Annotated in this window: 15 protein-coding genes and 3 tRNA genes; 6 read left to right on the forward strand and 12 right to left on the reverse strand. The window is 56.9% G+C overall.

What is annotated here, in order from left to right:
* Positions 1-22: 22 nt before the first annotated feature.
* The 6 genes from hfq to nnr all read right to left on the reverse strand — a co-directional run bounded on the left by hfq (position 23) and on the right by nnr (position 6,551).
* A complete protein-coding gene (gene hfq / locus F3J31_RS16990) occupies positions 23-334 on the reverse strand; it encodes an RNA chaperone Hfq (RefSeq protein ID WP_008502919.1) in 312 nt (103 codons plus the stop codon).
* Between the two features lie 85 nt (positions 335-419).
* Complete coding sequence (gene miaA, locus F3J31_RS16995; protein ID WP_047073328.1) at positions 420-1,370, reverse strand: tRNA (adenosine(37)-N6)-dimethylallyltransferase MiaA; 951 nt, start codon at positions 1,368-1,370, stop codon at positions 420-422.
* Complete coding sequence (mutL, locus tag F3J31_RS17000) at positions 1,363-3,207, reverse strand: DNA mismatch repair endonuclease MutL (RefSeq protein ID WP_167214314.1); 1,845 nt, start codon at positions 3,205-3,207, stop codon at positions 1,363-1,365. Before mutL ends, miaA begins: the two co-directional genes overlap by 8 nt.
* 9 nt (positions 3,208-3,216) lie before the next feature.
* A complete protein-coding gene (gene amiB / locus F3J31_RS17005; RefSeq protein WP_063622713.1) occupies positions 3,217-4,557 on the reverse strand; it encodes an N-acetylmuramoyl-L-alanine amidase AmiB in 1,341 nt (446 codons plus the stop codon).
* A 16-nt stretch (positions 4,558-4,573) separates the two neighbouring features.
* A complete protein-coding gene (gene tsaE, locus F3J31_RS17010) occupies positions 4,574-5,035 on the reverse strand; it encodes a tRNA (adenosine(37)-N6)-threonylcarbamoyltransferase complex ATPase subunit type 1 TsaE (RefSeq protein WP_013095283.1) in 462 nt (153 codons plus the stop codon).
* Positions 5,028-6,551 (reverse strand): bifunctional ADP-dependent NAD(P)H-hydrate dehydratase/NAD(P)H-hydrate epimerase, encoded by a 1,524-nt coding sequence (nnr, locus tag F3J31_RS17015; protein WP_069720058.1) that lies wholly within the window; start codon positions 6,549-6,551, stop codon positions 5,028-5,030. The genes tsaE and nnr overlap by 8 nt, the downstream gene beginning before the upstream one ends.
* On the opposite strand from nnr, the gene queG reads away from it, so the two are divergent.
* Positions 6,550-7,689, forward strand: a complete 1,140-nt coding sequence (queG, locus tag F3J31_RS17020; protein WP_167214317.1) for a tRNA epoxyqueuosine(34) reductase QueG — start codon at positions 6,550-6,552, stop codon at positions 7,687-7,689. The genes nnr and queG overlap by 2 nt on opposite strands.
* Positions 7,690-7,959: 270 nt before the next feature.
* Here queG and F3J31_RS17025 read toward each other — a convergent pair.
* From F3J31_RS17025 to orn, 4 genes are all read right to left on the reverse strand, one after another.
* Positions 7,960-8,035: transfer RNA gene (locus tag F3J31_RS17025), tRNA-Gly, on the reverse strand.
* Positions 8,036-8,071: 36 nt separating this feature from the next.
* Positions 8,072-8,147, reverse strand: a tRNA-Gly gene (locus tag F3J31_RS17030).
* Positions 8,148-8,183: 36 nt separating this feature from the next.
* Positions 8,184-8,259 (reverse strand) — tRNA-Gly (locus F3J31_RS17035).
* 196 nt (positions 8,260-8,455) lie between these two features.
* On the reverse strand, positions 8,456-9,001 hold the full coding sequence (gene orn, locus F3J31_RS17040) for an oligoribonuclease (protein ID WP_045909541.1): 546 nt from the start codon (positions 8,999-9,001) through the stop codon (positions 8,456-8,458).
* Positions 9,002-9,108: 107 nt separating this feature from the next.
* Here orn and rsgA point away from each other — a divergent pair, with 107 nt between their 5' ends.
* The 3 genes from rsgA (at position 9,109) to mscM (ending at position 14,570) form a co-directional block, all read left to right on the forward strand.
* The gene (rsgA, locus tag F3J31_RS17045) at positions 9,109-10,161 is read left to right on the forward strand and encodes a small ribosomal subunit biogenesis GTPase RsgA (RefSeq protein WP_008502927.1); all 1,053 of its coding nucleotides are present in this window, start codon (positions 9,109-9,111) and stop codon (positions 10,159-10,161) included.
* 97 nt (positions 10,162-10,258) lie between these two features.
* Complete coding sequence (asd, locus tag F3J31_RS17050; protein ID WP_023326546.1) at positions 10,259-11,227, forward strand: archaetidylserine decarboxylase; 969 nt, start codon at positions 10,259-10,261, stop codon at positions 11,225-11,227.
* 19 nt (positions 11,228-11,246) lie between these two features.
* Complete coding sequence (gene mscM, locus F3J31_RS17055) at positions 11,247-14,570, forward strand: miniconductance mechanosensitive channel MscM (protein ID WP_045909543.1); 3,324 nt, start codon at positions 11,247-11,249, stop codon at positions 14,568-14,570.
* 37 nt (positions 14,571-14,607) lie between these two features.
* Here the strand turns inward: mscM and yjeM are convergent, their stop codons facing one another.
* Both yjeM and epmA read right to left on the reverse strand, forming a co-directional pair.
* Positions 14,608-16,107: a glutamate/gamma-aminobutyrate family transporter YjeM gene (gene yjeM / locus F3J31_RS17060; RefSeq protein WP_167214320.1), complete on the reverse strand. Its 1,500-nt coding sequence runs from the start codon at positions 16,105-16,107 to the stop codon at positions 14,608-14,610.
* Positions 16,108-16,285: 178 nt separating this feature from the next.
* Complete coding sequence (gene epmA, locus F3J31_RS17065; protein ID WP_045909545.1) at positions 16,286-17,263, reverse strand: elongation factor P--(R)-beta-lysine ligase; 978 nt, start codon at positions 17,261-17,263, stop codon at positions 16,286-16,288.
* Between the two features lie 310 nt (positions 17,264-17,573).
* On the opposite strand from epmA, the gene frdA reads away from it, so the two are divergent.
* The gene (gene frdA, locus F3J31_RS17070; protein WP_045909546.1) at positions 17,574-19,364 is read left to right on the forward strand and encodes a fumarate reductase (quinol) flavoprotein subunit; all 1,791 of its coding nucleotides are present in this window, start codon (positions 17,574-17,576) and stop codon (positions 19,362-19,364) included.
* A complete protein-coding gene (locus F3J31_RS17075) occupies positions 19,357-20,091 on the forward strand; it encodes a succinate dehydrogenase/fumarate reductase iron-sulfur subunit (RefSeq protein WP_045909547.1) in 735 nt (244 codons plus the stop codon). Before frdA ends, F3J31_RS17075 begins: the two co-directional genes overlap by 8 nt.
* The last annotated feature ends 6 nt before the right edge of the window (positions 20,092-20,097 follow it).

Here is a 20,097-nt window from a genome sequence, read left to right on the forward strand (position 1 = left end):
GTGTGGATAACAGTGCGAAACCTTATTCGGTCTCGTCGCTGTCCTGCGCTGGCGTTGAAGAACCCTGCGCGTTGCTGCCATGATGGTAGTTACTACCTGTGCCGCCGCCAGCGTTATTGCTGTGATGAGATACCGGACGGGACGGAACAACAGTAGAAATAGCGTGCTTGTAGACCATCTGACTGACCGTGTTTTTCAACAGAATCACGAACTGATCGAAAGACTCAATCTGACCTTGCAGCTTAATACCATTCACCAAATAAATAGAAACTGGAACACGTTCCCGACGCAATGCGTTCAGGAACGGATCTTGTAAAGATTGCCCCTTAGCCATTCTATCTTTTCCTTATATGCTTGTTTTGTACTTAGAACCTTGCGATTCTGAAAAATTGCGCACGATACGTCTCAATTGTACACATTCAGTGAGCGATATCACCAACAACCTCAATCACGTCGTTTAACGCCTGTTGTGGTTTTTCACTGTCTAACCAGTGAACCCCTTCCCAACCGCGCAACCAGGTGATCTGGCGCTTCGCTAACTGTCTCGTGGCGCAAACACCTCGATAAACCATTTCATCGTATGAAATCTCACCTTCAAGATACGACCACATCTGGCGGTATCCCACACAACGAATGGAAGGCATGTCCGTATGCAAATCTCCACGGGCAAATAACGCCCGCACTTCTGCTTCAAAATCTGAAGCTAACATCTGATGAAAACGCTGCTCAATTCGCTGATGGAGCAGTTCACGGCTCGCCGGGGCGATGGCGAACTGATGCACCTGATACGGCAGAGCGTCTCCTGACGTTTGCGTCAGTTCCGTTAAAGTTTTACCCGAAATGAAAAAAACTTCCAGTGCCCGGGAAAGCCTTTGCGGATCATTTGGATGGATCCGTGCTGCGGCAACCGGATCAATCTCCGCCAGTTGCTGATGCAAAACGTCCCAACCCTGCTCTGCCGCCTGCTGCTCAATTTTCGCTCTTACTTCCGGGTCCGCGGATGGCAGAGGTGATAACCCCTCCAGCAGCGCCTTGAAGTAGAGCATGGTTCCGCCAACCAACAGCGGTATACGCCCCGCCGCCGTTATCTCGGCCATCTCGGCTAAGGCATCCCGGCGAAAATCCGCTGCGGAGTAAGCCTGAGCCGGGTCGAGTATATCCAGCAAACGGTGCGGTGCCGCACGCAGCTCTTCTGCGTCAGGCTTCGCCGTGCCGATGTCCATCCCCCGATAAATGAGGGCGGAGTCGACGCTAATCAACTCTACAGGCAAAACTTTACGCAACTCAATGGCGAGCGCCGTTTTGCCGGAGGCCGTTGGGCCCATTAAAAAAATTGCCTTAGGCAGGCTCGCCTTACTTACATCAATCATGTTTCAGGGCGTTCATCGCCGTTTGTAAATCAACAGGTTGTAATAATCCACCCGGCGGCATTTTCACCAGATGCGGACAGAGGCGTTCCACCTCCGCCAGCACGCTAATGGCCTGTGCCATGCTCCACGGCGTGTGTTCGCTTGCCAGATGACGGGCGATCCACTGCGCGGTGTTAGCGGCATCAAACGATGTTTGCTGCGCCAGGTAGCCTATCAGTTCAGGAATCAAGTTTTGTAAATTTTGTTGGCGTAAGGGTAAAGGCACTGCACGAATTGTCACATGTTGCGGTTCGAGCACAGTTTCAATCCCCATCTGCGCCAGCTGCGCCTCGGCGCGCTGCAATACCCTTGTTTCATCAGGGGATATTTTCAGGCGAACCGGAATTAACAGCGGCTGCGCACAGGCGGCATTTTCGCCCGGCGTGAGCTGCACCTGTTTAAGCCAGCGTTCGGCCACCGGCAGTGCCAGAAGCATCAATTTACCGTGACGCTCCAGCAGCGCCATATCCGGCGCGATGATCGTCAGCACACGACCAAAACTCTGGCTGTGGCCGTCCAGAGAAGGCTGAGGCGTCGGAATGGATGTTTTACGCTCCACGGCCGGCGTTTCCAGCAGTTTGCGGTACAACGCGCCCTGCTGCTTTTGATAGCCGGGCTGGACATTCGGGTAATTGGCACCCGTTGAACGCGGTGCGCCCCCGGCGGAGGAAAAGCGCGGTGCTTCCGGTTCACGCGCGACGGCGGGCTCCGCAAAATGGTTGCGGCCCGCCGCGACGCGGTTTTCCGGGATTGGGCGTGGCGCCGGTTCTGCGTGTTCCAGCGGCAATGACGTTTCAACCTGCTGCTGCAGCACGCTCAGCACGCCCTGATAGATAAAATCATGCACCAGTCGCGACTGGTGGAACCGCACTTCGTGCTTGGCAGGATGGACGTTCACATCCACCTGATGCGGGTCGATGTCCAGATAAAGCACGAAAGCAGGCTGCTGATCGGCCCCGAGCTTGTCTTCGCAGGCCTGGCGAATGGCGTGATTGATGAGACGGTCGCGCATCATGCGGCCGTTGACGTAGCAATACTGGATCTCCGCAAACGCAGCGCTGCTCGCGTTCGGATCGGCTACCCAGCCGCGCAGCGCCAGATCGCCGTGCTGCCACTCAATGGCCAGCGCCTGTTCCAGAAACGGGGTCCCGCAAATGGCGCCCAGCCGTCGCTCTTTCTGTCCACCTTCCGCCACCGCGCGATACTGGCGCATCACCTTGCCGTTGTGGCTGAGGTTGATGGTGACATCGAAACGCGCCAGCGCGATACGGCGGATGATCTCGTCGATGTGTCCGAATTCGGTCTTCTCGGTACGCATGAACTTGCGGCGGGCGGGGGTGTTGTAGAAGAGATCTAATACTTCAAGCGTCGTGCCGACAGGGTGCGCCGCGGGTTTGACCGTTACATCCATATCGCGCCCTTCGGCGTACGCCTGCCAGGCTTCCTGCTGTTCGGCGGTACGGGAGGTCAGCGTTAAGCGCGAAACCGAGCTGATACTGGCCAGCGCTTCACCGCGAAAGCCGAGGCTAATAATCGCCTCCAGGTCATCCAGAGAAGCAATTTTACTGGTGGCGTGACGGGCCAGCGCCAGCGCCAGCTCCTCTTTTTTTATGCCACAGCCGTTATCGCGAATGCGGATAAGCTTCGCGCCACCGCGCTCGATATCAATATCAATACGGGTCGCGCCCGCATCGAGGCTGTTTTCCACCAGCTCCTTCACGACCGACGCAGGGCGTTCCACCACCTCACCGGCGGCGATTTGGTTCGCAAGCTGCGGCGGCAGAACCTGAATCGGCATGAATTCTCCTTAGTTGGTCGCGGTCATCTCACCCGGCAGCGCTGCGCTGGCCGTCTGGCCTGCGCCACTCTGTGGCGCAGACTGCAGCGGATGGGCATCAAAGTATTTACGCAGACCGTTATAAATCGCTTCGGCAATTTGCTGCTGATAGCTGTCGCTTCCCAGCAGACGTTCTTCGCCGTTGTTACTGATAAAGCCCGTCTCTACAAGGATGGACGGGATATCTGGCGAGCGCAGAACGCCGAGGCTGGCATGTTCAGGACGGCGCTTATGCAGCACGCCAATACTTTGCAGCTGGTTCAATACGTTAGTGGCGACATCATACCCGACGCGCTGAGAATGACCGAATTGTAAATCCAGCACCGCCTGGCTGAGATACGGGTCTGACTGGCTGTTTGCCAGCACATCGCCCGCACCGCCCAACAGTTCAGACTGCTTCTCATGCTCTTCCAGCCAGTTGGCCATTTCGCTGTTGGCGCGACGGTTCGAGAGTACCCATACCGAGGCGCCGGTCGCGTTACGGTTTGGCGCAGCATCCGCGTGGATGGAGACCAGGAAGTTCGCATTCTGCTTACGAGCGACATCCGAACGCCCCATCACCGAAATGAAGTAATCCCCGTCGCGGGTCAACACGCCTTTGAACATAGGGTCGTCGTTGAGCAGCGCACGCAGCTTACGGGCAATGGCGATGGTGACATTTTTCTCTTGCGTTCCCCCCGGGCCAATCGCACCCGGATCCTGTCCACCGTGACCCGCATCGATGGCGATAATTACTTTGTCACCGCTGGTCGCTGCACGGCGCGCACTCGCTGCCGGACGCGTTACCGTGTTGCTGCTGGTTGCCGCAGTGATGCGATCGTTCTGCGATTTAAACGGATTACGCGCAGGTTCAGCAGGACGCGGCGTATACACCGGTTCTTCGACGCGTTTCGCAACGACCGGCGGCGGTGGAGGCGGTGGCGGAACATCAGCATTGATGGTAAAGACCACCGTATAGTTCGCCCCATTTTGCTGCTTCACCGCCTTCGTTTTGCCCTTTTCGGTCAGATCGACCACCAGGCGTAACGACTGGCTATCCTGCGGCGTACCCGAACGGATACTTTTCACCAGGTTGTTGCCGCTGAACTGCAGCGGGAGTCCCTGGATCACGCCTGTCTGTTTGATATCCAGCGCCACGCTGTGGCTGTCTGGCTGTGAAAACGCATACTCAGGATCGCCCATAAAGCTGAACGTGATCCGGGCCTGGCTTTCGCCGTTCGAGACCTGAATATCTGAGAGGTTTGCCGCCCCGGCCTGCGCGCACAGCAGCACGGTGGCAGCCAACAACCAACCTTTAACGCGATTTATCATCCCGTCATCCCTACGCTTAACCGGCCAGTCGCGCCAGTAAGGAACTGCCTGATGAGGAAACAGCACTGATGCGTGCCTCACGCCCTTGTGCCTGGTAATCTAAGTGAATTTCGACATCCGGGTCAGGCAGCACACCCGCACCTTGTTGCGGCCACTCCACCAGGCAGATGGCATCATTGGCAAAATAATCACGGATCCCCATAAATTCCAGCTCCTCAGGATCCGCAAGGCGGTATAAATCGAAGTGGTACACCATGAGATTTTCAAGGGTGTACGGTTCTACCAGCGTGTAGGTGGGGCTTTTCACATTCCCGTTATGCCCTAACGCCTGTAAAAAACCCCGGCTGAAGGTGGTTTTACCCGCACCTAAATCACCATACAGATAAATGACGGTTGCCCCCTGACAGGCCTGCGCCACGCGCTTGCCGAGTTCTAAAGTGGCTTGTTCATCAGGTAAAGGAATCGCTCGATTAGTCATTTTCTACGTCAATCACATCCGGGTTAACAACACGCCGCAGCGTGCAAAAGAGATCGGTGGCCAGCATACCGCGTGTACCGTAACGCGCAGCCAGTTTATCTGCCGCAACGCCGTGGGCCACGCAGCCCGCGCAGGCTGCATCATAAAGGGGAAGTTTCTGTCCAAGCAATGCGCCGATGATGCCGGAAAGCACATCGCCCATGCCGCCGCTCGCCATGCCCGCATTTCCGGCATCAATAATGCCCTGCGTCTCGTCACAGGCGACAACGGTTCCCGCCCCTTTTAAAACAGCAACACCTCCGTAACGTTTTACCAGACGCTGAGCAGAAAGTAAGCGATCGCTTTCAATTTCTGCCACGCTGCAGTTAAGCAGCCGCGCGGCTTCGCCGGGGTGTGGCGTCAGAATGCGATTGTGACGCTTATCCGGGTTTATTGCCAGAAGGTTAAGCGCGTCGGCATCCCACAGCATCGGTTTGCGAAAATTCTCGACCTTTTGCAGGGCCTGTTTACCCCACGCCTGCTGTCCAAGCCCGGGACCGATCACCACCACATCCGCCCATTCGAGGCTTTCCTCTAACGTCTGAAGCGTAAGCTCATGGACCATCAACTCCGGTCGGGCAGTGATGATTGGCGCAATATTCTCAATGCGAGTGAGCACTCGCACTAATCCGGCGCCGCTGCGCAGGGCTGCTTCACCGGTCATGCGAATCGCACCTGCCGTACCGTGGTCGCCGCCCACAATGACCAGCCTGCCGTGATCGCCCTTATGGGAGGTCGACCGGCGCGGCGGGAGCCACGCTGGGAGCTGCGAGGCGTCAAAGCGTGACAGTTTCGTTTCCTGCCCGGCGAGCCAGCTCTCCAGTCCCAGCGCACTGTGGTGCAGCACGCCGACGACATCCCGCGCTTTGCCGGTCAGTAACCCCGGCTTGAGGGCGATGAAGGTCACCGTATGTGCCGCCTGAATCACCGCCCCCGGCGTCGCGCCGGTTTGTGCCATCAGGCCAGAGGGAATATCCAGGGCGACTACCGGCGCGGAATGTCTGTTAGCGTGTTCAATAAGCGCGGCAACGTTTTCGCGCGGCGCGCTGCGCAGCCCGGTGCCCAGCAGCCCGTCAACAATCAGATCAACATCCTCTGGCCAGACGATATCAGGCGCATGAATCACACCGCCTGCGTTCAGCCATGCCTCCCGCGCCGCGCTGGCCTCTTCCGGCAGCGGTTTATCACTTTCGAGAGCCAGCAAGGTCACGCGGAGACCCGCAGCCACCGCGAGACGGGCAACGACGTAGCCATCACCGCCGTTGTTGCCGTGCCCGCACAGAATCAGCCAGTGAGCCGCCTGCGGGAAGGCGCTTCGGGCAACGTCAAATGCCGCCTCACCCGCGCGCAGCATCAGTTCATACAGGGTAATCCCGAGGCTATCTGCAGCCTCTTTTTCGGCGCGCCGGAGGTCATCCGCATGCCAGATGGAATGTGGTATACTTGCGGGGTTTTTCTTCACCGTATGGTCCGTCATGTCACAGCCCCTCGATCTCAATGAATTAGCGCAAAAAATAAAACAGTGGGGTGCTGAGCTTGGCTTCCAGAAGGTGGGCATTACCGATACCGACCTTTCCGCCAGCGAGCCGAAACTGCAGGCCTGGCTGGATAAACAATACCACGGCGAAATGGAGTGGATGGCGCGTCATGGCATGATGCGCGCCCGTCCACACGAGCTTTTGCCGGGCACATTACGCGTCATCAGCGTGCGCATGAATTATCTGCCCGCCAACGCGGCCTTTGCGCGCACGCTAAAAGACCCCTCGCTGGGTTACGTTAGCCGGTACGCCCTGGGACGTGATTACCATAAGCTTCTGCGTAACCGTTTAAAAAAACTCGGGGAAACTATTCAGCAGCACTGTGTTTCGCTGAATTTTAGACCCTTTGTCGATTCCGCGCCTATTCTTGAGCGTCCGATCGCCGAAAAAGCCGGGCTTGGCTGGACAGGTAAGCACTCACTTATCCTTAGCCGCGACGCCGGATCGTTCTTCTTCCTCGGTGAACTGCTGATCGATTTGCCGCTGCCGGTAGACGGCCCGGTAGAGGAAGGCTGTGGCCGCTGCGTGGCCTGTATGACCATCTGCCCTACCGGCGCCATCGTTGAGCCCTACACCGTTGATGCGCGCCGCTGTATCTCCTACCTGACTATCGAACTGGAAGGAGCCATTCCAGAGGAATTCCGACCGCTTATCGGCAACCGCATCTACGGCTGCGATGATTGCCAGCTCATCTGCCCATGGAACCGCTATTCGCAGCTTACTGACGAAGAGGATTTCAGCCCGCGTAAGGCGCTCCATGCCCCGCCGCTCATTGAGCTGTTCGCCTGGTCCGAGGCCTGGTTCCTGAAAGTGACGGAGGGTTCGGCTATTCGCCGTATCGGCCATCTGCGCTGGCTGCGAAATGTCGCCGTCGCGCTGGGGAATGCCCCGTGGGATGAAGCCAATATTCGGGCGCTTGAAAGCCGTCGAGGTGAGCACCCACTTCTTGATGAACACATAGAATGGGCGATTGCGCAGCAGATAGAGAAGCGTCATGCTTGCGTGGTCGAGGTGCAAATACCGAAGAAACAGCGTCTGGTGAGGGTGATTGAGAAAGGGCTTCCGCGGGATGCCTGAACTATTCACAGCCTGTGAATAAAATTACAAACTCAAGCGCCATCTGGGCTGGAGATGAGGTCAAGTGATCTCAATAACATTTTGAAATCAAATTTTATACTTAAAATACAATGCGTTATGAAGATACTATTCACCCTGCTAAGTTTTAACCCTGTTTCGGTTAAGCGCAGTTTCTGTGGATAACTCTGTTCACAAGAGTATTTCAGAGACAATAGAAAACGTCCCCAGCGACGCTTTTCGCTGTGGATATTTTAGAAATGAAGAAGAATTTGGAGCGGGAAACGAGACTCGAACTCGCGACCCCGACCTTGGCAAGGTCGTGCTCTACCAACTGAGCTATTCCCGCTTGGGTGGTCCGTGCTGTGGAAGCACTTTCAAATTTTGGAGCGGGAAACGAGACTCGAACTCGCGACCCCGACCTTGGCAAGGTCGTGCTCTACCAACTGAGCTATTCCCGCTTGGGCAGTCTGTGCTGTGAAAGCACTTTCAAATTTTGGAGCGGGAAACGAGACTCGAACTCGCGACCCCGACCTTGGCAAGGTCGTGCTCTACCAACTGAGCTATTCCCGCAAATCTGCACTGCTTTTGTTGCTGTCGTAACGTGTAATTCTCTGTCGTTACGGGAGGCGCATTATACGAGAAATCCTTTTAGCTGCAACCCCCCTTAAAGCGATTTTTTCGAAATTCAGTTCAAATGCTTATTTAATCGGCAAGCTGAACAATTTAACGACAAAAACCCGGCCACGCAAGGCGCCGGATCTCAAAATCACAGCTTAATAAAGTTTTCGCGGTAGTAGGAAAGCTCCGCCACGGACTCTCGGATATCGTCCATCGCCTGATGCGTCCCCTGCTTTTTAAAGCCGTCGAGGATTTCAGGCTTCCAGCGACGCGCCAGCTCTTTCAACGTGCTGACATCCAGATAGCGGTAGTGGAAGTAAGACTCCAGCTCCGGCATGTACTTAAACAGGAAACGACGATCCTGACCGATACTATTCCCACAGATAGGCGATTTGCCCGCCGGAACCCACTTTTTCAGGAACTCAAGCGTCGCCAGCTCCGCCTCACGGTCACCCATGGTGCTCGCCTTCACGCGCTCCACCAGACCACTGCCGGTGTGGGTACGCACGTTCCACTCATCCATCAACGCCAGCTGGTCATCGGACTGATGCACCGCTATCGTTGGCCCTTCCGCCAGGATATTCAGGTTGGCGTCCGTCACCAGGGTTGCAATTTCAATGATGCGATCGCGCTCGGGATCCAGCCCGGTCATTTCGAGATCGATCCAAATCAGGTTGTTTTCATCCGCGCTCATGTTATTTTCCACCCTTCTCGCATAACCGGCAGTAGCAGGTTAACTAGTATTAATTAGAGTGTATCATAGAGGTTTTGCCCCCTACGGGCGACCAGGAGCCAGTGCGATTGAGTAAAAATAAACTCTCCAAAGGGCAGCAGCGCCGCGTGAATGCCAATCACCAGCGCCGTCTTAAAACCACTGCGGAGAAGGTCGATTACGACGACAACCTGTTTGGCGACCCAACGGAAGGCGTAGTCATCAGCCGTTTCGGTATGCACGCTGACGTGGAATCCGCCGATGGAGCGATTCACCGCTGCAACATCCGCCGGACCATTCGTTCTCTGGTGACCGGCGACCGCGTCGTCTGGCGGCCGGGGAAAGAGGCGGCGGAAGGCGTGACGGTAAAAGGTATCGTTGAAGCGGTCCATGAGCGCACGTCCGTGTTAACCCGTCCCGATTTCTACGACGGGGTCAAACCGATCGCCGCCAACATTAACCAGATTGTTATCGTATCGGCGATTTTGCCCGAATTGTCGCTCAATATTATCGACCGATACCTCGTCGCCTGCGAAACGCTGCAGGTTGAGCCGATTATCGTGCTGAACAAAATCGATCTGCTGGACGACGACGGAATGGCCTTCGTCAATGAGCAGATGGATATCTATCGCAAGATTGGCTACCGCGTCCTGATGGTCTCCAGCTACACCAAAGATGGCCTAAAACCGCTGGAAGAGGCGCTTACCGATCGCATCAGCATCTTTGCAGGCCAGTCCGGCGTGGGCAAATCGAGCCTGCTGAACAACCTCCTTGGCCTGCAACAAGAGATCCTCACCAACGATGTCTCTGATGTCTCGGGCCTGGGCCAGCACACCACCACCGCGTCACGCCTGTATCACTTCCCGCACGGGGGCGATGTCATCGACTCCCCGGGCGTGCGAGAGTTCGGTTTATGGCACCTGGAGCCGGAACAAATCTTTAACGGATTTGTCGAATTCCATGATTATTTAGGCGCTTGCAAGTACCGCGACTGTAAACACGATAACGACCCAGGCTGCGCTATCCGTGAAGCGGTTGAGAAAGGCGAAATTGCGGAGACCCGCTTCGAGAATTACCACCGTATTCTTGAGAGCATGGATCAGGTAAAAACGCGTAAAAACTTTTCTGATTCTGATAACTGACAACTAAGCTAAGCATCGCTAAAATCGTCCCCTTTTTTCAGGTTCCGGCGGCTTAACGCCGGATCAGGAACGACAAAACAATGGCCTGGAGGCTACCTTGTTAAACGCATTTAAACTTTCGCTTCAATACATTCTGCCAAAACTGTGGCTCACTCGCCTGGCGGGCTGGGGCGCGAGCAAACGCGCAGGCTGGCTGACCAAACTGGTCATCGACCTTTTCGTAAAATATTACAAGGTCGATATGAAAGAGGCGCAGAAGCCGGATACCGCCAGCTACCGCACCTTCAACGAATTCTTCGTGCGCCCGCTGCGTGACGACGTGCGCCCGGTGAACACCGACCCTAACGTCCTGGTGATGCCGGCAGACGGCGTGATCAGCCAGTTGGGTAACATCGAAGACGACAAAATTCTGCAGGCGAAGGGCCATAACTACAGCCTGGAAGCGCTGCTGGCGGGTAACTACCTGATGGCGGATCTGTTCCGCAACGGTACCTTTGCCACCACCTATCTGTCACCGCGCGACTACCACCGCGTACACATGCCGTGTAACGGCATCCTGCGTGAAATGATTTACGTCCCGGGCGATCTGTTCTCCGTGAACCACCTCACCGCGCAGAACGTGCCAAACCTGTTTGCCCGTAACGAGCGCGTCATCTGCCTGTTTGATACTGAATTCGGCCCTATGGCCCAGATTCTGGTCGGTGCGACCATCGTCGGCAGCATCGAAACCGTCTGGGCTGGCACCATTACCCCACCGCGCGAAGGCGTGATCAAACGCTGGACCTGGCCTGCCGGTGAAGCGGAAGGCTCTGTGGCCCTGCTGAAAGGCCAGGAGATGGGTCGCTTTAAGCTGGGCTCCACCGTGATCAACCTGTTTGCGCCGGGCAAAGTGAAGCTGGCTGAACAGCTTGAAAGCCTGTCGGTGACAAAGCTGGGCCAGCCGCTGGCGGTCTCTACTGAAACCTTCGTGACGCCGGATGCAGAGCCTGCTCCGCTGTCACAGGAAGAGATCCAGGCCGAGCACGACGCCAGCCCGCTGGTTGACGACAAAAAAGACGAAGGCTAACAACAGAAGGATCGCTGACGTGCGCCCGATTATCGTTCTACTGATGGCCTGGTGCCTCAGCATGGGGGCGTACGCAGCGACAGCCCCCGACGCCAAACAGATAACCCAGGAACTAGAGCAGGCAAAAGCGGCCAAACCCGCTCAGCCAGAGACCGTCGAGTCGCTCCAGTCCGCACTGAACGCGCTTGAGGAGCGGAAAGGCTCGCTTGAGCGCGCTCAGCAGTATCAGCAGGTTATCGACAACTTCCCCAAACTCTCGCAGACGCTGCGCGCGCAGCTCAATAACTTGCGTGACGAACCGCGCGATGTGCCCGCAGGGATGACCTCCGACGCGCTGAACCAGGAGATCCTGCAGGTCAGCAGCCAGCTTCTGGAAAAGAGCCGCCTTGCTCAGCAGGAGCAGGAGCGAGCGCGCGAAATTGCCGACTCTCTCAGCCAGCTTCCGCAGCAGCAAACCGACGCCCGTCGCCAGCTTAATGAAGTTGAGCGCCGCGTGGGTACGCAAAACGGCAACACGCCGCAGGCACAGGCCCAAAATCTGGGCCTGCAGGCAGAATCGGCTCGCCTGAAGGCCCTTGTCGATGAGCTTGAGCTGGCGCAGCTTTCCGCCAATAACCGCCAGGAGCTGTCGCGGATGCGCTCAGAACTCGCTCAGAAGCAGAGCGAGCAGTTGGACGCGTATCTTCAGGCCCTGCGCAACCAGCTCAACAGCCAGCGCCAGCGTGAAGCGGAGCGCGCGCTGGAAAGTACCGAGCTGCTGGCAGAAAACAGCGATAACCTGCCTGCCGGCATCGTCCAGCAGTTTAAGGTCAACCGTGAGCTTTCGGCCGCGCTGAACCAACAGGCGCAGCGTATGGATCTGGTGGCCTCGCAGCAGCGTCAGGCCACCAATCAAACCCTTCAGGTTCGCCAGGCGCTTAACACCCTGCGCGAACAGTCCCAGTGGCTCGGATCGTCAAACCTGCTGGGCGAAGCGCTGCGCGCCCAGGTCGCGCGGCTGCCGGAAATGCCCAAACCGCAGCAGCTGGACACCGAAATGGCCCAGCTGCGCGTTCAGCGGCTGCATTTTGAAGATCTTCTCAACAAACAGCCGCAAATCCGCCAGATCCGTCAGGCTGACGGACAGCCTCTGACCAGCGAGCAAAACCGCATTCTTGAAGCCCAAATGCGTACCCAGCGTGAACTGCTGAACTCTCTGCTCCAGGGCGGGGATACGCTGATTCTGGAGCTGACCAAGCTAAAAGTGTCCAACAGCCAGCTGGAAGATGCGCTGAAAGAGGTGAACGAGGCGACGCACCGTTATCTCTTCTGGACGTCCGACGTGCGTCCGATGACCTTCTCGTGGCCAATAGAGATTGTCCAGGATCTGCGCCGTCTGATTTCGCTGGATACCTTCAGCCAGCTGGGACAGGCCAGCGTGATGATGCTCACCAGCAAAGAGACCATTTTCCCGCTGCTGGGGGCGTTGATTCTGGTGGGCTTCAGCATTTACTCGCGCAGACATTTCACCCGCTTCCTCGAGCGTTCCAGCTCCCGGGTGGGGAAGGTTACCCAGGATCACTTCTGGCTGACGTTGCGCACCGTATTCTGGTCGATTCTTGTCGCCTCCCCGCTGCCTGTGCTGTGGATGACACTGGGCTATGGCCTGCGGGAAGCCTGGCCCTATCCGCTCGCGGTAGCGATTGGCGATGGCGTCACCGCCACGGTGCCGCTGCTGTGGGTGGTGATGATTTGCGCCACCTTTGCGCGACCCAATGGTCTGTTTATCGCCCACTTTGGCTGGCCGCGTAATCGCGTGGCGCGCGCCATGCGTTACTATCTGATGAGCATCGGGCTGATTGTGCCGCTGATTATGGCGCTGATCATGTTCGATAATCTCAACGACCGCGAATTCTCAGGCTCGCTGGGCCGCCTCTGCTTTATGCTGATATGTGGAGCGCTGGCCATCGTCACGCTCAGCCTGAAACGCGCGGGTATTCCGCTCTATCTGGATAAAACCGGCAGCGGCGACAACATGTTCAACCGGTTGCTCTGGAACCTGCTGCTCAGCGCACCGTTGATTGCGATGCTGGCAGCCGCGGTGGGTTACCTGGCGACGTCGCAGGCGCTGTTGGCACGTCTGGAAACCTCGGTGGCCATCTGGTTCCTGCTGCTGGTGGTGTATCACGTGATCCGCCGCTGGATGCTGATTCAGCGCCGACGTCTGGCGTTTGATCGTGCCAAGCATCGCCGGGCGGAGATCCTCGCCCAGCGCGCGCGGGGTGAGGAAGAGCCAAACCACGTCAACAGTACGGAAGGCACGACGGAGGCGGATGAGGTCGAGCTGGATCTGGATGCCATCAGTACCCAGTCCCTGCGTCTGGTTCGCTCTATACTGATGCTGATTGCCCTCCTGTCGGTCATCTTCCTGTGGTCGGAGATCCACTCCGCATTTGGCTTCCTGGAGAACATCTCGCTGTGGGATGTGACCTCCACGGTGCAGGGCGTTGAAAGCCTGGAGCCAATCACTCTAGGGGCAGTGCTGATTGCCATTCTGGTGCTGATCATCACCACCCAGCTGGTGCGCAACTTCCCGGCGCTGCTGGAGCTGGCGCTGCTGCAGCATCTGGATTTAACGCCGGGTACGGGCTATGCGATCACGACCATTACCAAGTATCTGATCATGCTGTTTGGTGGACTGGTTGGCTTCTCGATGATCGGCATTGAGTGGTCGAAGCTCCAGTGGCTCGTCGCAGCGCTCGGCGTCGGGTTAGGTTTTGGTTTGCAGGAGATCTTCGCCAACTTCATCTCTGGCCTGATCATACTGTTCGAAAAACCGATCCGTATTGGCGATACCGTCACGATCCGCGATCTGACCGGCAGTATCACGAAGATCAACACCCGTGCGACGACGATCAGCGACTGGGATCGGAAAGAGATCATCGTGCCAAACAAGGCGTTTATTACCGAGCAGTTCATCAACTGGTCGCTGTCAGACTCCGTTACCCGTGTGGTGCTGACGGTACCGGCACCGTCGGACGCTAACAGCGAAGAGGTCACCCAGATCCTCTACACCGCCGCTGAGCGCTGCTCGCTGGTGATCGACAACCCGGCGCCGGAAGTCTTCCTTGTGGATTTACAGCAGGGGATCCAGATTTTTGAGCTGCGTATCTACGCCGCCGAAATGGGGCACCGTATGCCGCTGCGCCATGAGATCCACCAGCTGATTCTGGCGGGCTTCCGCGAGCACGGTATTGATATGCCGTTCCCACCGTTCCAGATGCGTCTGGAAAGCCTGGACGGGCGTAAAACGGGAAGAACGCTGACGTCAGCGGCGCGTACGCGCCCGGCGGGCAGTCTGTAACGCTTCTCCCCTCCCTTTCGGGAGGGGAATATTCCCGCTACGCCACTTCTGCGACGAATGCCGTTGCGCGTCGACGGTAATTCTCATAAATCCCCATCGCCAGCAGCGAGAAGAAGATTGGGCCGCCCACCATCCATAGCGCGCTGTTCCAGTCGTTCGCCTCAATCACCGGCTGAATAATGGTGAAGATGTTGGCAAACGCCACCACCAGCAGCACCAACGTGGTGGCCAGCAGCGTTGCCGCGCGGGTTTTGAAGATCACAAACGGACGTTCAAGGTCCTGCTTCGCCTTAAAGAACGGGAACGCCAGGGTCAGGAACAGGTACGGCAGGGTCATCGACACGTTCGCCATCAGGGTCAGCTTGTTGTAAAACGCAGACGCCGTATCGCCGCCAAATGACACCAGCAGAATGAACGCACATACCAGCAAGCACTGCATCCACATCGCGTTAGCAGGCATCCCCGTCGTGTTGAGCTGGGTCATGCGCGTAGGCCACAGCGCCTTCGGCGTACCCTGAATAATCGCTTTCAGCGGCGAATAGATCAGCGTGAAGAATGCGCCGGTATAGGCGAGGAACATCGACAGACCGGTAATGCGCGCAAACCAAATGCCCAGCGTTGCCGCCGCATCCGGCGTCAGGTTCATCGCCTGCCCCAGCGTCATCCCCAGACTTTTCATCAGCACGTAGGTGATGTTCCCGAGGTTGGTGGTGCTATTGCTCAACACCTGTTGCCAGTTGGTGCTGACCCCCCAGAGGAAAATCGCCAGCGAATAGCCGATGGAAATCACGATGGCGGCAAAAATAATGCCTTTGGCAAAGTTTTTCTCCGGGTTCTCGGTCTTGTCGACCAGACCGCCAACGGCTTCAATGCCGCCGTAAGCGAAGATGGCAAACACCACGAAGGAGAGCATAGCCAGCCCGGACTGGTAACCTGGATTAGGCGATGAAACGAAGTTCACCTCCTGCGCAAAATGACCACCGTTCAGGCACAGGATAGCGATACTCACCAGCAGCAGCACCAGGTTCAGGCACATCACGGAAATACCGCCAACGGCAGTGATACGGGCAATTTTGTTGATGCCTTTAGACGCCACCAGCGTCACGACAACCATCCAGCATACCGCCAGAATCCCGACGACCTGCGTGGAGCTCAGCCCGGCTAACGACCAGACCTGGGTTTTATCGGCGCCGAAAACAAACGTCGAGAACGGCACCCAGACTTTAGCGGCCGTACTGACCATCCAGACGACGTAGGATGAAAACCACATAAACGTACCGATAAAGGCATAACGCGGGCCGACGCTGTTGTTCATCCATGAGTAAATCCCGCCCTCTTCTTTCCGGTAAGCCGAGCCCATCTCCGCCATCATCAGCGCAAACGGGATAAAGAAGAACAGAGCAGAAACGATATAAAACGGCGTCGCGCTATAGCCCATCAGATAGAACGCGGAGGGGCTGTTGGCAAAGCCAAACACTGAGGTAAATATCATCAGGATGAGCCCGGTGAGGGTCATCTTTTTGAGTGAGTGGGACATAGAACCATCCAAAGCGGAATTAAACTGCGCGGATGGTAGCAGAAGACCAGACTAATATTGTGGCTATAAGGGCCAAATTAAGAAAAAGACCCGTATATTGATGATATGGCAGTTTTTAATGTGGCAGGGCCAAGTGACCGAGTAGGCCGGGTAAGCGACAGCGCCACCCGGCAATTCTTTAAGCGCGATCGACCGTAAAGGCAATCACATCGCCCAGCTGCTCGGCGCCCAGCGCCAGCATCACCAGACGGTCTACGCCCAGCGCCACGCCGGAGCAATCCGGCAGGCCCGCTTTTAACGCTTCCAGCAGGTTGGTATCGATCGGCTGCTGTGGCAGGCCGCGCGCGGCGCGCTTGCGGTTATCCTGCTCGAAACGCTGCGCCTGCTCGCGGGCGTCGGTCAGTTCGTGGAAGCCGTTCGCCAGCTCAATACCTTTGTAATAGACCTCAAAACGCTCTGCGACACGATGGTCTTCGGTACTGATCTGCGCCAGTGACGCCTGGCTTGCCGGGAAGTGATAGACAAACGTCGGACGGTCTTTGCCAATCTGCGGTTCCACGCCGAAGGTGAACAGCAGCTGCAGCAGCGTGTCGCGATCCTCTTCGGTATCCGCCACGTTGCTCAGATCCAGTTTTGCCGCCACTTCGCGCAGCTGGGTTTTGTCCGCCGACAGCGGATCGATTTCCAGATAGCGCTGGAAGGCCTGCTGATAAGAGAGCGTTTCAGCTTCAGAGCAGTCCAGGACCTGCTGCAGCAGATCGTCCACCTCATTCATCAGGCGGTACATATCATAATGCGGTCGGTACCACTCCAGCATGGTGAATTCCGGGTTGTGGTGACGCCCCATCTCTTCATTACGGAAACTGCGGCACAGCTGATAGACCGGACCACACCCCGCCGCCAGCAGGCGTTTCATGTGGTATTCCGGGCTGGTCATCAGATACAAATTCATGCCCTGAGAGTGGCCGGGGCCAACAAAACGGGTTTCAAACGGGACCAGATGAATATCCGTTACCGTTGCCTGACTCATGCACGGGGTTTCCACCTCCAGGACGCCGCGGTCGGCAAAGAAACGGCGAATCTCCGTCATAATTGCAGCGCGTTTTAACAGATTAGGGATGGATGCGCTCGGCTCCCAGGTGGCCGTTTCGCTCATGAGTTGTTCTCCGATTTCAGACAAGGGCACGAAGTCTACTCGTTAGCAGGGACAGAGACAAATTTTGCGCAGTAAAAAAGCGCATTTCATTTAGGTGAACAATTGCGTGATGCAATTCATCAATCTCAATGATAAATCGCCGGACAGAACAGCAAAAAAATCGAACACGTCAAATTTCCCTGACATCTACACGGTTATACTGTTTTACCCATAAAGGAGCAGTGGAAACGCTTTCGCAATCGTCCTTTTGGACGGGTGAACTACCTTTAGTTTGTCGCGTTGCGAAATAACAAAAATCTGGAGGAATGTCGTGCAAACTTTTCAGGCCGATCTTGCCGTAATAGGCGCTGGCGGGGCTGGATTACGTGCTGCGATTGCTGCAGCGCAAGCTAATCCCAACGCTAAAATCGCATTGATTTCAAAAGTCTATCCAATGCGCAGCCACACGGTGGCCGCAGAAGGAGGGTCCGCCGCCGTTGCGCAGGATCATGACAGCTTTGAATACCATTTCCACGACACGGTTGCAGGGGGCGACTGGCTTTGTGAACAGGATGTCGTTGACTACTTTGTGCACCATTGTCCAACGGAGATGACCCAGCTTGAGCAGTGGGGTTGCCCGTGGAGCCGCCGTCCGGACGGCAGCGTCAACGTTCGCCGCTTCGGCGGCATGAAGATCGAACGCACCTGGTTCGCTGCCGATAAGACCGGCTTCCACATGCTGCACACCCTGTTCCAGACCTCCCTTCAGTTCCCACAAATTCAGCGCTTCGATGAGCATTTCGTCCTCGACATTCTGGTGGATGATGGACACGCGCGCGGCCTGGTGGCGATGAATATGATGGAAGGCACGCTCGTCCAGATCCGCGCCAATGCGGTGGTGATGGCGACGGGCGGTGCGGGCCGCGTTTATCGTTATAACACCAACGGCGGCATCGTTACCGGCGACGGTATGGGTATGGCGCTCAGCCACGGCGTGCCGCTGCGCGATATGGAATTCGTGCAGTATCACCCAACCGGTCTGCCTGGATCCGGCATTCTGATGACGGAAGGCTGCCGTGGTGAAGGCGGTATTCTGGTCAACAAAAACGGCTACCGCTACCTGCAGGATTACGGCATGGGTCCGGAAACCCCGCTCGGCGAGCCGAAGAACAAGTACATGGAGCTCGGCCCGCGTGACAAAGTCTCTCAGGCTTTCTGGCACGAGTGGCGCAAAGGCAACACCATCTCCACGCCGCGCGGCGATGTGGTCTATCTCGACCTGCGCCATCTGGGCGAGAAAAAACTGCTGGAACGTCTGCCGTTCATCTGCGAGCTGGCGAAAGCCTACGTCGGCGTCGATCCAGTGAAAGAGCCGATTCCGGTACGCCCAACGGCGCACTACACCATGGGCGGGATCGAAACCGATCAGCAGTGTGAAACCCGTATTAAGGGTCTGTTCGCCGTCGGTGAATGTTCCTCCGTGGGCCTGCACGGCGCCAACCGTCTCGGCTCAAACTCGCTGGCCGAGCTGGTCGTCTTTGGCCGCATGGCGGGCGAGCGCGCGATGGAGCGGGCGGCAACCGCAGGCGAAGCCAACGGTGCCGCGCTGGATGCGCAGGTCGCCGACGTTGAAAAACGCCTGAAAGATCTGGTGAACCAGGAAGGTAACGAAAACTGGTCTAAGATCCGCGACGAGATGGGCCTGTCGATGGAAGAAGGCTGCGGTATCTACCGTACCCCTGAGCTGATGCAAAAAACCGTCGACAAGCTGGCGGAACTGCAAGAGCGCTTCAAGCGCGTGCGCATCACCGATACCTCCAGCGTTTTCAACACCGACCTGCTCTATACCATCGAACTGGGCCACGGCCTGAACGTGGCGGAATGTATGGCGCACTCTGCGCTGGCGCGTAAAGAGTCGCGTGGGGCGCATCAGCGTCTTGATGAAGGCTGTACCGAGCGTGACGACGTCAACTTCCTGAAACACACGCTCGCCTGGCGCGATGCGGATGGCACCACACGTCTGGACTACAGCGACGTGAAAATCACCACGCTGCCACCGGCTAAACGCGTGTACGGTGCAGAAGCAGAAGCCGCCGAGAAGAAGGAGAAGGCGAATGGCTGAGATGCAAACACTCAAAGTTGAAGTGGTGCGCTACAACCCGGAAGTGGATGCCGCACCGCACAGTGCTTTCTATGAAGTCCCTTACGACGAACAAACCTCCCTGCTGGACGCGCTCGGCTATATCAAAGACAACCTGGCGCCAGACCTGAGCTACCGCTGGTCCTGCCGCATGGCGATCTGCGGCTCCTGCGGCATGATGGTCAACAAGGTGCCGAAGCTGGCCTGTAAGACTTTCCTGCGTGACTATACCAAAGGCATCAAGGTCGAAGCCCTGGGCAACTTCCCGATTGAACGCGATCTGGTGGTCGATATGACCCACTTTATCGAAAGCCTGGAAGCCATTAAGCCCTACATCATCGGCAACCCGCGCACGCCGGATCAGGGGCCAAACACCCAGACCCCGGCTCAGATGGCGAAATACCATCAGTTCTCCGGCTGCATCAACTGCGGTCTTTGCTACGCTGCCTGTCCACAGTTTGGCCTGAACCCCGAGTTCATCGGCCCGGCCGCCATTACCCTGGCGCACCGCTATAACGAAGACAGCCGCGACCACGGTAAAAAAGAACGTATGGCGCAGCTTAACAGCCAGAACGGCGTCTGGACCTGTACCTTTGTGGGCTATTGCTCCGAAGTCTGTCCGAAGCACGTCGACCCGGCCGCCGCTATTCAGCAGGGTAAAGTGGAAAGCTCGAAAGACTTTCTTATCGCTACCCTGAAACCACGCTAAGGAGTG

The sequence above is a fragment of the Enterobacter sp. Acro-832 genome (assembly GCF_011752745.1).
GTDB lineage: Bacteria > Pseudomonadota > Gammaproteobacteria > Enterobacterales > Enterobacteriaceae > Enterobacter > Enterobacter quasiroggenkampii.